This window comes from Sphingobacterium sp. UBA7855 (assembly GCA_002500745.1).
Taxonomy (GTDB): domain Bacteria; phylum Bacteroidota; class Bacteroidia; order Sphingobacteriales; family Sphingobacteriaceae; genus Sphingobacterium.
On record DLST01000007.1, the window covers coordinates 47203 to 63705 of the forward strand.

Annotated in this window: 11 protein-coding genes; 4 read left to right on the plus strand and 7 right to left on the minus strand. The window is 41.3% G+C overall.

What is annotated here, in order from left to right; genetic code table 11:
- Nucleotides 1-138 precede the first annotated feature (138 nt).
- The 6 genes from B2107_RS05045 to B2107_RS05070 form a co-directional block, all read right to left on the minus strand.
- The gene (locus B2107_RS05045; protein ID WP_293953730.1) at nt 139-1167 is read right to left on the minus strand and encodes a LacI family DNA-binding transcriptional regulator; all 1029 of its coding nucleotides are present in this window, start codon (nt 1165-1167) and stop codon (nt 139-141) included.
- A 180-nt stretch (nt 1168-1347) separates the two neighbouring features.
- On the minus strand, nt 1348-3099 hold the full coding sequence (locus B2107_RS05050; RefSeq protein ID WP_293953732.1) for a RagB/SusD family nutrient uptake outer membrane protein: 1752 nt from the start codon (nt 3097-3099) through the stop codon (nt 1348-1350).
- Between the two features lie 9 nt (nt 3100-3108).
- Nucleotides 3109-6210 carry a SusC/RagA family TonB-linked outer membrane protein gene (locus B2107_RS05055; protein ID WP_293953734.1) on the minus strand — a complete coding sequence of 1034 codons (3102 nt, stop codon included), beginning with the start codon at nt 6208-6210 and terminating at the stop codon, nt 3109-3111.
- Nucleotides 6211-6231: 21 nt separating this feature from the next.
- Nucleotides 6232-7926, minus strand: coding sequence for a RagB/SusD family nutrient uptake outer membrane protein (locus tag B2107_RS05060; protein WP_293953736.1), 1695 nt, complete (start codon nt 7924-7926; stop codon nt 6232-6234).
- An 11-nt stretch (nt 7927-7937) separates the two neighbouring features.
- Nucleotides 7938-10748 (minus strand): SusC/RagA family TonB-linked outer membrane protein, encoded by a 2811-nt coding sequence (locus tag B2107_RS05065; RefSeq protein WP_293953738.1) that lies wholly within the window; start codon nt 10746-10748, stop codon nt 7938-7940.
- A 345-nt stretch (nt 10749-11093) separates the two neighbouring features.
- Nucleotides 11094-11606: a hypothetical protein gene (locus B2107_RS05070; RefSeq protein ID WP_293953740.1), complete on the minus strand. Its 513-nt coding sequence runs from the start codon at nt 11604-11606 to the stop codon at nt 11094-11096.
- A 317-nt stretch (nt 11607-11923) separates the two neighbouring features.
- On the opposite strand from B2107_RS05070, the gene B2107_RS05075 reads away from it, so the two are divergent.
- Together B2107_RS05075 and B2107_RS05080 are read left to right on the plus strand one after the other, a co-directional pair.
- Nucleotides 11924-12904, plus strand: a complete 981-nt coding sequence (locus B2107_RS05075; protein WP_293953742.1) for an SDR family oxidoreductase — start codon at nt 11924-11926, stop codon at nt 12902-12904.
- A gap of 258 nt (nt 12905-13162) precedes the next feature.
- Nucleotides 13163-13774, plus strand: a complete 612-nt coding sequence (locus tag B2107_RS05080; protein WP_293953743.1) for an alpha-ketoglutarate-dependent dioxygenase AlkB family protein — start codon at nt 13163-13165, stop codon at nt 13772-13774.
- Between the two features lie 39 nt (nt 13775-13813).
- Here B2107_RS05080 and B2107_RS05085 read toward each other — a convergent pair whose 3' ends face one another.
- Complete coding sequence (locus tag B2107_RS05085) at nt 13814-14416, minus strand: DUF6624 domain-containing protein (RefSeq protein WP_293953745.1); 603 nt, start codon at nt 14414-14416, stop codon at nt 13814-13816.
- Between the two features lie 362 nt (nt 14417-14778).
- Between B2107_RS05085 and B2107_RS05090 the strand changes: the two genes are divergently transcribed.
- Together B2107_RS05090 and B2107_RS05095 are read left to right on the plus strand one after the other, a co-directional pair.
- On the plus strand, nt 14779-15192 hold the full coding sequence (locus B2107_RS05090) for a hypothetical protein (RefSeq protein ID WP_293953746.1): 414 nt from the start codon (nt 14779-14781) through the stop codon (nt 15190-15192).
- A 715-nt stretch (nt 15193-15907) separates the two neighbouring features.
- Nucleotides 15908-16471, plus strand: coding sequence for a hypothetical protein (locus B2107_RS05095; protein ID WP_293953748.1), 564 nt, complete (start codon nt 15908-15910; stop codon nt 16469-16471).
- The last annotated feature ends 32 nt before the right edge of the window (nt 16472-16503 follow it).

Below are 16503 nucleotides of genomic sequence, written 5' to 3' on the forward strand. Positions count from 1 at the left end.
TGGAATTAAGTGCTATCATTGGTTAAGACCAAATTTATCCATTCTAAGGGTAGGAGCTGGTGCACTTTGCTATAAAATTTCCATGGGAACGCTCCCTATAATTGGGAACGCTCCCGTGCTCGTTGCTGTTTTTGGGAATTACCCTCCGGATCGTACAGTAGAATCACGTACCATCAGCTTAGCATCCATTGTACGGATGATTGGCTTCCATTCTTCCATATCTTTTCCAATTAACCCCAATAGAAGTTCCATGGCTGTTTTGCCTATTTCCCGTACAGGCTGTGCGACTGTCGTGAGACTAGGTTCGGCGAAGCTTGAACCATAGTTGTCACTGAATCCGACCACAGCAATATCTTCAGGAATACGTTTATTCATTTTTTTGATTATCTGCATAGCCTCTATTGCAGTGGGGTCATTCACAGCGAAAATACCATCTATGGGATTTTCTAGTTCCACAAGAAATTTAACAAATATCTTGATTTTATTTAAGCTGAGGTCTGAGTCAATAATTAAATCCTGATCGATCGGAATGCCGTGTTTGATTAAAGCATCACAATATCCATTCAGCCTTTTTTGACTAATGCTGAGTTGCCTAGGACCTGCTAAGTGTGCTATTCTGCGCCTTCCCAAGCTGATGAGGTGCTCTACTGCATGGAATGCGGCATCGTAATCATTGACCACGACCTTCGGCACCATAATTTCATTACAGACTCTATTGAAGAATACAATCGGAATTTTCTTTCGAATAAATACTTTCCAGTGATCATAATTCAGTGTTTCCTTTGTTAGTGACACCATTACTCCATCTACACGATTGGCCAACATAACCTTCGCATTGGCGACTTCGGTGGCATAGCTTTCATTGCATTGCGATATCAGTACGGAATAGCCATGTTTACTGGCCTCTTCTTGTGCACCAACGACAACTTGTGGAAAAAAAGAGGTAGAGAATTCAGGTAATACAATACCGATCGTGTTGGTCTTGTTAGTGATGAGGCTTAGGGATTGCATATTGCGTTGATAATCTAATTTCTCAGCCAGTTCCAAGATTTTTTGGCGCGTTTCTGCCTTTACATTGGCATGCCCGGTAAGGGCTCGGGATACGGTGGACTTAGAAATATTTAGTTCGTTGGCAATATCAACAATTGTTATCTGATCACTTTTCATAGAAATAAGCGTTGGTCTCGATTTATAATGAGCGTTTAAAAATAAGATATGTTTATGATAAAGTGAACACTTTTTAATTTTTAGCGTTGGAGTCCTGTCCGTTTTCCGGCGATTTTAATGCAGTAAAGGTGCTTGTAGCGACATTTGCACCTTTACTGCTGCAGAGTGGTTACCTCGTTGTTAATAGCCGGGATTTTGTCTCATCAGTGGCATTTTTTGAATTTCACTTAATGGAATTGGCAGGAGGTACATTGCTTTCCTAAAATTTAGCGGTCGTAGAGCTGACCCCACCAAGTAGGTAAAGGTATTATCTTTGCGTGTGATAATTATTGTTTTGTTAAAGCCTTTGAGCACATTTTCTGCGATCATCCAGCGCCGGATATCATTAAAGCGATGATCTTCAAAAGCCAGTTCGATGCGTCTTTCATTTTGAATGACTATGCGCATCTGCTCGACATTCATCCCTGCCTTCAAACCATACATGCGGTCAGACCCCGGGAAAATTCCTGCTCTTTCACGTAATTCTTTCAGCTTGTCATACGCTCTTTCCGGGAATCCAGCTTCGTTGATCGCTTCAGCATAATTGAGTAAAATTTCTGCATAGCGAATCAGGGGCCATCCGCGTTCGGTAGAACCTGCCGTATTGGTCGCTAGATTTTCGTCCAGCATTTTTCTGCTATAATAGCCTGTGGAGTAATTGTTGGGTGTATAGGCATCGTTTGTGGGGTTGGCAGGATTCGATCCGTTACTCATATAGGTGTATATTGTCGTCTTAGGACCGGTGTTGGATACATAGGATAATCCATTATAAATAATGGAATAGTCGAATCGCGGATCCCGATTTGCATAAGGGTTGTTGGGATCATAAAGCGGGCTTTCGTCCGTTGGTTTACCATCTCTCATGGGAAATGCAGCGACTAGATTGTGCGTAGGTTTCATCACTGAGCTGCCTGAACGGGTGGGAGGTAAGTAATAGGCCTCCAGCTCTTTCTGTGCTGTGCGATTGTAGGCGAGGATATATTCGCTGTTCATTCGTTTTAGGAATACTTGATAAAAACCGTTGCCCGGGCGAGTTTCATTATCTACATTGAGCGCATATTTGTGACTACTGATTACCGCTTCAGCAGCAGTTGCGGCATTTTGCCAGCGGTTTTTGTCATAGTTTGGGTATCCTACAAGGGCACTTAGTTCGGCCGTTGCCTCGCTACTTAGTCCACCGTTGAAGAGTGGGCTTGCTGCGTAAAGCAATACGCGTGATTTTAAAGCCAGGCAGGCTCCATTGGTAATCCGGCCAAAGTCGATATCTCTGTATACTACGGACGCGAGAGTCGCTGCGGCGGCATCCAGTTCTTGTACAATATAATTGATGGATTCTTCAAACGTATTACGTGGAAGGTCAATCAGATCATTAATTTCAAACACGCGATCACCAACAAGGGGTATACCGCCAAATGTGGCAACCATATTGTAGTAATAGAAGGCGCGTAGGAAGCGTGCTTCTGCAACCATCCTTGTCCGGGTAGCAGGCGTAAATGGCGCATTGGGAAGCTTTGTCAACAGTAAATTAACGCGGCGAATATTGGCATAGGGGGTGTTCCATAGATCCTTGTTCGCAGCAAATCCCGTAAGTACATTGCTTGGGGCTATTACACCTTGTGCATAGGCATTTCCCCAGACCGAGACATTATTATTGCCTTCGGCATTATCCGTAGCCAATTCCATGTTACCTGAGCCACCAGCGGCCGAGAAGCGATAGGAATCAAAGCTATAGCCCATATCCTGATAGATCCTATTCAGAAAACCGAGCGTCCGAACGCTATCGGTAAAGACATCGTCAGCAGAAATGCCAACAGTTTTATCATCCAAAAATTTGGAGTTTTGACAAGAGTATATGGTGCCTGTCAGTGCAATTAGAAATATAAATATTTTCATGATTGTGCTTTAAAAAGTTACATTTAAACCGAAGTTGAAAATACGCGTTGGTGGGTATGGTAGGTCTGCAGATGATTCCAGCACTTCGGGGTCTAAATTGTATAGTTTGTCTAGCTTTGTCCATGTGAATAGATTATAGCCGCTGCTATAGATGCGTAATTGTTTTATTTTAAGCTTTTCAAGTGCAGTTGCAGTTAGTGTATAGCTAATTTCAGCGGTTTTAAGTCGGATATAGTCACCTGGTATAGCCCAAAAGTCCGAATACCAATCCCTTGGGCTTTGGCTTAATGAGCTTGTATATACTTGCGGATATTTGGCTGCGTTTCCTAATTCTGGTGTCCAATGTTGCAGGTGTATGGGGAGTGCTTTGCTGGCGTTGTGATGGATAACAGCTCCTTCGGCACTAGCGACGAAATTGGCGGCTCCCTGGAAGAGGACGGTAACATTAAAATTTTTGTAACCGGCACCCAATGTAATTCCATAGGTTGTATTGGGCAGGTTTGTATAGCCAAAAAAAGATTGGTCACTCGCGTTTATAATTCCGTCCCCATTTAAATCTTTGTATTTTAAATCCCCTGGACGACCGCCTGCGGGTTTGGCTACATTCGGATCCGCAATTTCTTCGGTTGTGTAAAACTCTCCTGTCCAACTGTATTTAAGCTTGGCTCCAATCGCTTGGCCGGTTTGTTTTTGATAAGGGTATAACGGTACTGGTTCGTCTCTAAACAACACCTTATTTTTTGCCAACGAGTAGGTTCCTTTCACTGTGTATCGCCAATTGTCCTGAATTTGGCCTGTATAGCCTAATTCGACTTCCCAACCTTTATTATTGGTTTTTCCTAAGTTGACGTTGGGCAGTGTTTGGCCGAATACGGCTGAAACAGCGCCTCTGCTGGTGAGAATATCAAAGCGATTGTTGTCAAAATAGTCAATGGTTGCTGTCACCTTGCGATTTAAAAAAGCTAAATCAAGACCAATATCCATTTTCTTTTCTTTCTCCCAGGTTACCTGATTATTTCCTAAGGCACCCTCTGCCGCGGTGACATAGCTGTTATTGTTCGCTTCGCCAAATAATCCCGAACCGCTGCCAATACTGTAGTTTTGAAGATACGCATATACTCCACCAGTATTGTCAACGCCGGTTAGACCATAGGAACCACGCAACTTGAAAATATCAATAAAGGGAAGTTTTTGTTTAACAAATTTTTCTTCCGCGATGTTCCATCCGATAGAGGCTGCAGGAAAGAAGCCAAATCGACGTTCTTTTGCAAATCGATCGGATCCATTGTAGGCGCCGCTCAATTCCAGCAGGTATCGGTTCTTGAAGTCATAACCTATACGAGCTGTGTATCCCCGGAAATTTTCGGGGATAAAATTATAATCTTTTGCGCCCGTTGCGCTTTTACTGTTTTGGTTGTATAATACCAATGCAGAGACATGGTGCGCCTGTGCAAAGCTGCGGCTATAGTTAAGCATGGCTTGCAATGTGATTGCATAATTGGTACTTCCGGCACCATAGTTTAAGCTTGGCGTTGCGATGCGATAAACGTTGTCTTGACGGCCGAACGAATAGGAGTCGGTGGTCGGATCATAGATATAGGATGGGAAACCACCGCCAGCGGTAGGACGTTGTAAAGAACGGTTGTAAGCGTAGTCGTTGCGGTAGGCTAATGTTCCTTTGAAAGACAGCCCCTTTGTAATGAAGTTCAATTTCTGATTTGCGGATGCTGCCAGGTTCATATTATTATTGTGGGTACGATAGTAACCGTTGTACATCAAACGACCAATGAGGTTGTTGTTATTTCTGCCGGCAGAATTTCTCTGCCATACGCTATAGCCTAGACTACCATCGGGATTGAATAGGGGATAGTTGTAAGGCGCGGTTTCAGCCGTACGGCTGAGATCGCTGAAAATATTGTCGTTAGCACTTGCATTGTTGCGATTGGTTTCACCTAGGCTACCGAAGAAATCAAAACGCACATCGAGGTCATTATTCACTTTTAAATCTATGTTTGAGCGATAATTATATCGCTTATAATAAAATTTACTGTTAAGGTCTTCGCTGAAATCCTTTAATTGTCCACCTTGATTCAAATACCCGACAGATACGTAATATCTTGCGCGATCGGTACCACCCGTTACATTCAGTGTATTTGTCGATTGCGGTGCAAATTTGCGTAATAAAATGTCTGTCCAGTCATTATTGGGGTGCGTATAGGGAGAAGTTCCGTCTTTGAACAATTGCAGGTCTTCTTCTGAGAACTGAGGTTTAAAATTTGCGTTTGGATTTAAGTTATTTGTATTGACCTGGGACTCGACCAGGAGTTTGGCTGATTCGTAGGCATCTAAATACCGGGGCGTTCGGGTTAATTGACTCAGTGCATATTCAGTCTGAAAGTTGATTTGAGGCTTGCCCGACTTTCCTCGTGTTGTTGTCACTAAGACCACTCCATTAGCACCTTTGATACCGTAAATGGAGGTTGTTGCAGCATCTTTGAGGATGCTGATCGATTCGACTTCATTTGCATTTAAAGTTTGGAACTGTGCATAGGTGAACTCGATGTCATCGACAATAATAAGCGGTTGGTTGTTGCCGGTATAAGAACTTGTTCCACGAACATAAAACGTGGCACCATCGTTACCGGGTTGTCCTGAACGCTGCTGACTTGTAAATCCTGTTAAACGGCCCGCCAATGTATTTTGTAAGCTAGGTGATGGGCTTTGCCGAATTTCGTCACCACTAATGGAGCTTACAGCTCCTGTAAGTGTCTTTTTCGTGGTTTTACCATAACCCACCACGACGACTTCATCGATTTCCTGCTCACGTGGCACTAATTGGATGGTAATGGTATTTTTCCCCTGCACGTCTACCTCCTGGCGTAAATAGCCAAGGTGGTTGACTACAATCGTCCCACTGCTGATATTTAATTTAAAGCGGCCGTTATCATCTGTGCGTGTTTGGTGATTTGTCACATTTTTCTCAGTTATCGTCACATCCTTAAGCGGACCACTGCTTCCTCGAACGGTGCCTGTCAACTGTCTCTCCTGACCGATAGCAGTTGAGCAGGCGATCGTGGTAAGGCCAATGAGCGAATATATTAAGTTTTTCATTTAGAGTGTCTGTCTTTTTGGTTAATAATAGCCTTCATTTTGGATCAATGCAGGATTTTTAGACGTTTCGCTATAAGGTATAGGCATATAGTAATACTTGGTTTCAAAATAAAAGGGGGTAAGCATTTGTTCGGTTGCCGTCACAGATGTCCCTGATTTATGGAGTACAAGACCTTTGAGCGGATTTTTGATGTCTCCAGCATCCTTCCACCGTCTGATATCCCAGAAACGATGTTCTTCGAAAGCCAGTTCGATACGTCTTTCATTTTTAATAAGATCGCGCATTGCGGTTTGGGCGATCCCTTCTGAAATACCATAGCGACTATTGTTGCCCGGTTTAATACCGGCCCGTGCCCGTATCATAGTGATCTGTTTGACTGCATCTTCGGTACGACCGACTTCGTTAAGGGCTTCGGCGTAGCTTAGTAAGACTTCAGCATAACGGAAATAGGGAAAATTATGGCTTTGATTTGCATAGGTCGTAGCGTTTGTGAAATCACCCAAGAATTTACGTAAGTAGTAAGCGGTCTTTGTCTGGTTTAAGAATGGTTTATTGGGTTTATCCAAACCACCTTCGAATGTTTCAATCGGCCTGCTCAACCACCTGAGCCCATTGTAAAAAAGGATAGCTTTTAATCGGGGATCGCGATTTTCATATTGGTTGAGATCGGTAGTTAAACCTACATAGGGTAAACCGGTATCCATTGGAAAGGCGTTGACAAAGTTTTGAGTAGGGCTTGTTCGACCGTTGCTGGCCGCAGGTGCAACATAACCCACTGGTGCATTATTTGCCTCTAACGAAGTTGAATTGGCCGATTGTTTGGCGAAGATTATATCTGTGTTTACCTTGGTTGTAAAAATGTTTGCATACGCTGCGGTACCCGTGCCAGCCGGTAATTTATGGTAACCTTTAGCGATCAACTCTTCGGCAGTTGAAAGAGTACGTGTCCATCTTCCATTGTCTTTGTTTGGATATCCGTTTAGGAGCTTGATTTGCGGGTTGATACTAACACCGCCGCCATTGAAAAGTGGGCTAGCTGCGTAGAGATATAATCTCAGCTTTAATGCTAAGACTGCTTCACTTGTGGCACGGCCATATTCAGTGGTAGAAAGCAGTGTGGAAGACGCTGCGGGGAGCTCTGCTTTAATTTCATCACACTCCATCGCGATATAATCCACACATTCAGCGTAGGAGGCCCGAGGTAAATTAAGGTCATCGTTGAGATCAAATACCTGTTCGCCCAATAATGGAATTCCACCGTAGCGCTTCAACAACTCAAAATACGCAAATGCCCTAAGAAACCGTGCTTCAGCTTTATAGCGACGGATCATGTTTTCGGGAATGGGTACTACCGATATATTTTGTAAGAACACATTTGCCCGGCGAATAATTGTATAGCTATTCTGCCAGTTATTGTCAGGATAATTTACAGCGGTCAACTGACCATTTGTAAATAGCCGAATATCCGAGGTTTCCGAAGATGGTACGGCATCATCCGTTGCTGCATCAAGCATATCTCCTGTAATGCGGTTGAAGCCGTTAGGAAGGAAGGAGTAGATTCCGAATAGGTAGGCTTTTGCCTGTACGCCCTCCTTGTCTGTGGGATCAAACACATCCCCGAGCAGAATCCGCTCTTCCGGTTGGTGTTCGAATTTGTTACATGATGCTATCCCGAGCATGGCAAAGACTAGCATACAAATTACTGGTTTTCTCATATCTCCCTGTATTATAATTGGATGTTTAGACCGAAACTGATAACTTTTTGTATTGGGTAGAGGCCACGGAAATTTTCGGGATCGGCGCCGTTAAAGGTTTTGGAGCTGAATGTAAAGATGTTGAATCCATTCGCGAAAATCCGTGCGGATTTGATTTTTGCGCGCTGCGTTAATGCCGTTGGTAGCGTATAACCCAATTCAATATTCCGTATACGTAAGTAGTTGCCATTGCGTAACCAAAAGGTTGAATACACATTGTTGTTTACGGCACCACTTTGTGGCCCCGAATCCGTGCTTAATCTCGGATAGCGAGCATCCGAGTTGTCCATGGTCCAACGATCGAGCTGTGTGCTGTAAGCCTGACCCGTGCCGCTGTTAAATTCCCGGTAACTATTGCCAGAAAGATAGACTTCACGATTTATCATGCCCTGAAATAGGATAGAAAAGTCGATATTTGCGAAGCTAAAGCCTAAATTTGCGCCCAGCAATACCTGTGGTTTCTCAGAACCTATTGGACCTTGGTCATATTGATTGATCAGACCATCACCATTCAGATCCCGGTAACGAATATCTCCCAACTGAGGTGAATAGCCCTCCATTGTTGGTGAAGATTCTAATTCAGTAACGTTTGTGTATAATCCTTCGGCAATATATCCTATGGTCTGTCCAACAGGATGTCCTGTAGCGGTCATCCAAGGATAAGGCAATGTAGGTTCGGCTTGGTATACCATTTTCGATTGTTGAAAGCTGGCATTGAGCAATGCATGATAGGAGAATTTGGATTTATGGTCACGCCATCCCAATTCGGTTTCAAATCCGGTGTAATCTTGTTTTCCAATATTTTCATTGGGATAGCTGATGCCTAATAGGGCATTATTACTTTTGCGTGTAATATTTAAGTCACGATACCTATTCTTATAGTAGGTTAATTCAAAAATAAGGCGTTCGTTAAGGAGTGCACCATCGATACCTAAATTTAACATGTTCACTTTGGCCCAGGTAGGATTGGAGTTGGCCAAATAAGATTCACCGATTGTGGCTGCCGAGCCCGCCGACGAACCGAAGAAAGTTTCTGGAGTACTATTATAACTTTGTATATAGGTGTAATAGCTCGCATTGTCACGACCTAATAAACCATATGATCCAAAAAGCTTGAGTCTGCTTATCCATTTGTAGTCCTTAAGGAGGTTTTCACGATGTACATTCCACCCTAGGCCGATAGCGGGGAATGTACCGTACTTGAACCCGCCGTCGTTCGGGTAACGATTAGCACCATTAACAGCAAAAGACATTTCTGCAAGGTAGCGGTTATCGTAGTGGTAAGCAGCATGCCCCGAAATGCCCTGTACAGTATAGGGTAGGTCTGAACCATTGACCAGATTGTCCCGATTGGCTAACAGCATAAGGTCGAGCCCATGCTTTTCGTTTTCATTGGAGTAGCCTATTGAAAGCTCCTGAAAATTTGATCTATTCTGAAATGCAATGTTATTGCTGTTATTTTGCTCCGTATTATTACCGTACTGTTTGTATATTGGTGCTTCGAGATCATCGTTCATTAACTGAAATACAGCGAATGATTTGTTTCGTACGTAATTTTCACGAAGGTTGGAAAAAAATGAAGCTCTGGCTTTTAACCACAAGCCTTTTACTACATCATCCAATGAACGTCTTAAGTAGAAGTCCGTTAGTATCGTACGCGTATTAGCTACGGCATATCCTGAAGCGTTAGTCTGCGCTACTATATTATTTTGAAATTTGGAAGAGCCGCCAAAAGTTCCATCTAAGTTATAGATTGGATATGCACTGTTGGGGGTGTTTAAAATTGACTGAAAGATATTATCTGTCCCATCATTACCGGGGCTGTTGGCATTCAATATACGGCCTTGGATATACACTCCGGCCTCCAGTAAATTGGAAAGCTTGACATCCACATTCGAACGGACGAAATAACCCTTCGCGTTGGTGTTCGTGCTATAATTGTTGTTGGCATTGGATTTTAGTAGGCCGTTTTGACTGAGATGTTCGAGATTGACGAAATACTTGACATATTTGTTTCCTCCGCGGGTATTCAGATTGTATCGTGCAACAGTAGCGCTGTTTTTAATGACCTGTTCAGCCCAATCTACATTTGGATAGGCATGTGGATTATTACCGTCTTTAAAGCTTGTTAGGGCAGTTTCACTAAAACCATTGTTAGTGACCGAAAGCCCATCATTTTGTAATGCTTCATTGTACAATAGGGCATACTGATAGGCGTCCAATGGTTTTCCGATTAAGTTCTGCAATGGTTTTTGGATGCCATACTGAGCCGAGAAATTAATCTGAGTCCTATCGGTGTACCCTTTTTTTGTGACAATTGCTATTGCACCGTCAGCGCCACGGATGCCTAGCATTGCTAGGGAGACAGCATCTTTTAATACCGAAATTGATTCGATCTCCTGCATGCCAATTTCCGTGACAGAGCGTGGAATACCATCGATTAGTATGATCGGCGGGCGGCCCCTGAGTTGATAGCTCATGTCTTCATTTAATGGCTGGCCATTGTTTTGGCTAACCTTTAGACCGGACAATTGTCCCGCCGCTGCAGTAAGGTAGCCAAATACCGGAGTTGAGGCAATTGCATTGCCAGGTAATTTGGACACCGAAGCTGTGGAGTGCTGCTTAGGTGTATTGAAATAGATTAATTGATTGATGTTACTGATAGAATCTTGCTCTAGAGTTTTCTCTAAAGAGACATCTTGCTGCGCATAGCTCCACAAGGGAAAACAAAAGAGCATAGCATAAGCTGTCTTAGATTTAAGCAAACTTTGTAATTCTAACATTCCTTAATTGGTTTAAAATTGGTCTTTTAAAATATGATCATCACGAATTTCGTAGCTTACATGGAAAAATAATTCCCGCTATCTTATACTTGGTGTATAATAAAATAAGGCGCGCAGGTCTACTATATTCGGTTAGTCAATACCCAAAGATATTATAGTTGTATTCGGAAAGGTTTGCTGAACTGCTTTTTTTTTAATGAAACCGTTCCCAAATTTTGGGAACGGTTTCACGGTTAGAATGATCCGTTTTGGTGTTCGCGAATCTTAAGGGATCTATTTGAAAAATCAATCTGTCGGAAGAGGAGTGAGGATAGTTGGTTGCTTAATTTTTTCCACTGTTGATTATTAAAAGATTTCTTCCTCAACATCTGAAGGCTCTGTTGGCGGTTGAAGCGGCAGCCCTTCTGCATCATTTGCTTCTTCATTTTCAGATATAGATTCATCGTCAAATTCGCTTTCATCTTCAAAACCACTTTCTTCTGGGATATCTAGATCATCTTCTTCGGCGATGGTTTCATCGTCAAATTCGCTTTCATTTTCAAAACCACTTTCTTCTGGAATATCTAGATCATCTTCTTCGGGGATGATTTTATTGTCAAATTCACTATCTTCCTCAAAACCAATTTCTTCTGGAATATCTAGATCATCTTCTTCGGCGATGATTTCATCGTCAAATTCACTATCTTCCTCAAAACCACTTTCTTCTGGGATATCCAGATCATCCTCGTTTGGGATTTCTGGATCATCCTCGGATTCATATTCGAAAAGATCTTGATTGGGATCTTGTTGCGAGATAATCGCCAATGCAATGATAGGCATACCTTGATGCTGATCGTGCGTTATTTTTTTTACGTTCATATTAAACTTGTTTTATTCGTAGGACAGCGCATAATGGACAATTGTTGATCGATTAACTACGCGATAAATGCCACTTTATACCTGAAATTGCAGCTATACGCCTTTTACATTTTTTAATGGGCAACGTGTTTCTACTTTTTGTGACCGATTTATGCGTGAATTGACGAATCCATCATCTTTGATCGAACGAAAATACTGTCCCCGCTGTTAACTTTTTAAAAATTAATTTATGTGGAGAGCGTAAGATTAAAATTCGCTAACCTGAAATTGAGTCAGTCATTAAAAAATTTATAGATAAAATGGAAAAACCGGTAAAAATGGATAGACGTAAAGCTTTGGGAACAATAGGAACCAGTGTGTTAGCTTTAGGATTAGTGGGAGGATGGCAGCCAGCTAAAGCCCAGCAAGCTGGAAATGCTATTTTACAGAATCCAAATGAAAAATACCCTAGACCACCATTTCAAAAGCAAATCCAGCCCTGGCCTGGATTGAGCAGTAAAATGAATCCAAAACCCGACCACGGCGAAGAATCATATAAAGGAAGTGGTCGATTGAATGGTCGAAAAGCTTTAATTACTGGCGGCGATTCTGGAATGGGTCGCGCTGCGGCAATCGCGTATGCGCGTGAGGGAGCCGATGTGGCTATTAACTATCTGCCGGATGAGGAGGCTGACGCCAAAGAAGTTGTTGCGTTGATCAAAGCTGCAGGGCGAAAGGCGGTGGCAATTCCAGGTGATCTTCGGGAAGAAAAGTTCTGTACGCGTCTAATACAAGAGGCTACACAACAGTTGGGTGGTTTGGATATTTTGGTCAATAACGCTGCACGGCAGCAGACAAAACCTTCCATATTGGATATTACAACTGAAGAATTTGATGCCACCATGAAGACTAACATCTATGCTCCATTTTGGCTTATTAAAGCTGCTTTACCGCATTTGAAACCCGGTTCAGTTATTATAGGGACAACATCAGTACAGGCGACAGATCCATCGGAAGATCTTTACGATTACGCGCAGACAAAAGCCGCTACAACAAACTATATACGATCTCTCGCGAAACAGCTTGGACCAAAAGGTATTCGCGTGAATGGTGTAGCTCCTGGACCTATTTGGACACCGCTACAAGTGAGCGGCGGTGCAACACAAGAAAAGCTTGTGAATTTTGGAGGGGACACGCCCATGGGACGGCCCGGACAACCAGCTGAACTAGCATCGATCTATGTTCAACTTGCCGCATCAGATGCCAGTTATGCTAACGGACAGATTTATGGAGCAGCGGGAGGAGGTGGGCAACCTTAAGCTGATCCGCTCCATTACGGAATAAACAGTTTTATCAAATATCTATCTAAGTGTTGTCTTGTGTTGCAATCGGTGATAAGCTGATTGCAACTCCTTTTGAATATACACTTTGCCGGAACTAGCTACTTATCCATCACTATTTATAATGACAAACCTTGTGCAAGATAAATTGTTCTTGATGTAAGATAAATTTTTCTTCAGAAAAGGCGATTGGATAATGTGGCCGGCTCATTAGAATACCTTTTAAATAATTGGAACATGGATCAGCTTAGCTTATTTCAAAACGAAGGATATCGTTTTCCGGAAGAGCTCCTAGAATTTGAAGCGGATTTTCTGACACTAGAGGAAGCTGATGATTTATTTCATCGATTGCTCAAGGAGGTTCGTTGGGAGCATACATCTAAGATGATGTACGATCGAACGGTATTGACCCCTAGGTTGACGGCTTGGTATGGTGATGAAGATATCAGTTACCAACTCGCTGGAAAAACAATCGCTGTAAATCAATGGCTTGAACCTTTGAAAACTCTGAAGGAAAAGATCGAGCAGCGCTTTAATTATCGATTCAATTCAGTATTGCTTAATTTATATCGCGACAACAATGATTCGGTGGCCTGGCACCGTGATCGAGATAGCGAACTAGGAGATAGGCCTGTAATTGGATCGATAAGTCTGGGCCAGGCGCGTTTTTTTGATTTTAGGAAGGCAGACGATCATAGTAAAAAGTATTCTTTGTTGCTAAGTCATGGTTCCCTGTTGCTGATGAAAGGCGATTTGCAGGAAACTTGGGAACATCGTGTCGCAAAATCAACGCAAAAAATGAAAGCTCGTATCAATTTGACTTTTCGCTTGATTGGCGATGTACATTAGGTTTTTTTAAGATCTTAATCAGTTTTTATTAGCATCCCTCTATTTTGTCCATCCCACGCTTTTCTTCCACTCTTCCATTTCTCGTTTTCTCTTCATAAAGTCTTTTGGTGGCGACTGCTTTTCATGCACCGCCTGTGTCCTTATCACTTCAGTTTGCTCTTCAAGCGTGTTTAGCCCGATTGCTTTTCGCCGTTTATTTACTTTGATCACATCATCAACTGTATGCGCACTTAGATTTCCGTTTTCGTCCCAATCAAACTGAGTTCCATAACGTTGTGGCTGGTCTTGAAATATAGCTATTCGGTCTGTCAGATAAGCTAAGTTTCTAGGGTCGGCTTTATTACTTTTTACAGCTGTCTTCAGTAGTTGGGCACTTCTCTTCATGAATTCTGGTTGTTCAATTGCGTGCTGTATAATTAACCAGGTGGCGTCGCTCGCTTCTTTTCCCACTTTTTCTGCTGTAGGATAACCGATAGTGTTCATGATTTTGTCCAGAATCTTAGCATTTTTATTGTGTAAGGTCTTCATTTCTTCATTATACCCATCGCTTAGTTTACCCTCATTAATAAGCTTATCCCTTAATGCTAAGTCTGCATTTTTCAGGTCAATTATTTTTTTCGCAATGTCTTTATATTGTGTCATAAGTACCTTTTCGTAAATGAATGTTGTGATTGAAAATTTGAAGCATATTTATCATAGTAATATACAATTCATTCACTCATCAACACTTTTTACTATAATTAGATGCAAATTACCGACGGCCGTAATCCTTTATCAAATTTAATATGTAATTGTTGTATTATCAATAAGCGTTGAAATTCTGATGATCAAGCTGTTTATAAAATTTCCATTTACCAGATCATTGGGTCTCTTCTGAGTGAAGTATCTTCTTTCGATTGAACTTTTAGTAAACCTTTTTGTTTTGTAACTTTACCAAAACACGGCTGGTATCGCTTCCGCAATTCAGTATGTGTCGGTTTGATAATGACCAAATGGATAAGATTATGATAAATATCAAGGTATGTGTTTTAATTTTCTGTTATGCATATTTTTTCGCTCACAGCAATTGTAGTGCTCAGCCTACGAAGAAAAATCATAAGGCAAGTATCCAAAGTATCGAAGGTAATTGGTTCGACAAAAAAAATAAAAGACATCTATCCATCTATCATGAACAGGGACAGGATTATTTTACCATTAACGATTGGTATGACATCGGCCGGGGTAGAGAACCAATGATTGATGCCTATAGAGCTTGGCCAAGAGGGAATAAATTGATCATGCTGCAAAGTACTACCGATCTGAGAACCCCCTATGCAGAGATTCTGCCTTCTGGGAAGTTTCTTTTGTACCGTACAAAGAAGATGAATGATGAAAAAGGACCTTTTATAGACAGCGCTTTCTTCTCTAGGTACAAATAAGGGATTTTTTACCGTTCTATTTATGTCATTAAAATTGAGAGAACGATAAATTTATCGGTATTTTGTTTAGATTTTTTAGCGGCAACTGTTGTGGAATGAGTAAGTTGGTTGAGCTCGATTCCTAGTTGTTAATTGAGCTTTTAATACCTTTTAGAATTTCCTATAGCTTGAAATACATTTTTTTATTCGGTTAATTATTAAAGACGAAGGTAGCGAAAATCTTTTCCAATTATTTCAATAAAATAACACTACATGCTCAGCTCTGAGCATTTTTACAACTGTTACTGATAAGTATCATTCTTCTAGCCGCTACTGAAGCTAATTAATGAATACTGATTTGTCGATGTAAGGTCTGAACGTCAAATAATATTAATAAAAATTGGTAGCAAATTGAGACAGAAGGACTATTGAAATTTTTGCTTTTCATGTATTTTTCCGCAATTGTAAAACTTTACATGGAATCTCCCAATATTTGAGAAAAACCTCAGATATCAAGTGAATAATTTAAAGCAGGAAGTTCCATTTTACTAAATCGAACGTCTTTGCAGTAGTTTGATAATCTAAAATGATAACTTAGGCTTAATTAATCAAAGTAAGATCGTTCATAAACAATTGCGATCAAAATAAACCAAAAAAGTACCGCATGAGATATGCTGAAAACGTTAACATTTTTAACGGTAAAGTCGACGCTCAATTAATCAAAATAAGCTCAATTATGAAAAGAATGCTATTTATTTTAATCTTGATAATATCCGCATCAGTTATTATTCAAGCGAAGGCACAAACGCAAAAAAACAACAATTATGATTTTTTTGATACTGTCGTCAACAATCACAATCAGATCTTTGGGCCTTCAGGTATTCCTTCAGCTATCGAAATGGTGCTAAAGTATTGCAAAGCGGTAGATTTTAATTTCTATGACTTGCAACTTAAATGGCAGAATAAAATAGATGGCTCTTTCCGTGATTTTGACAAAAAAGAACTATATGGAATTACTTTTTCTCAGAAATTTGTGTTGCCCCGGGATGAAAGTTTTCCAATGGATAGTCTTTTTCAAACGATAGATAATGAATTGAAATCTGGGAAAAAGGTAATTATCGCACTTCAGGTGGAAACGGGCTGGTCGATTTTTGTGGTTTATAAAAAGAGTCCGGATGGTGAATTAGTTTCATATAGCAAATACGGTAGCCATACAACGATACTCAGAAATACAAAGGAGATTGTGAAAAAGTCTAATGGAACAGAAATCATGACGTACAGCATTTCGTCTAATGAATAGAAAAATATGATCATGTCTTGCGCTATCATCAA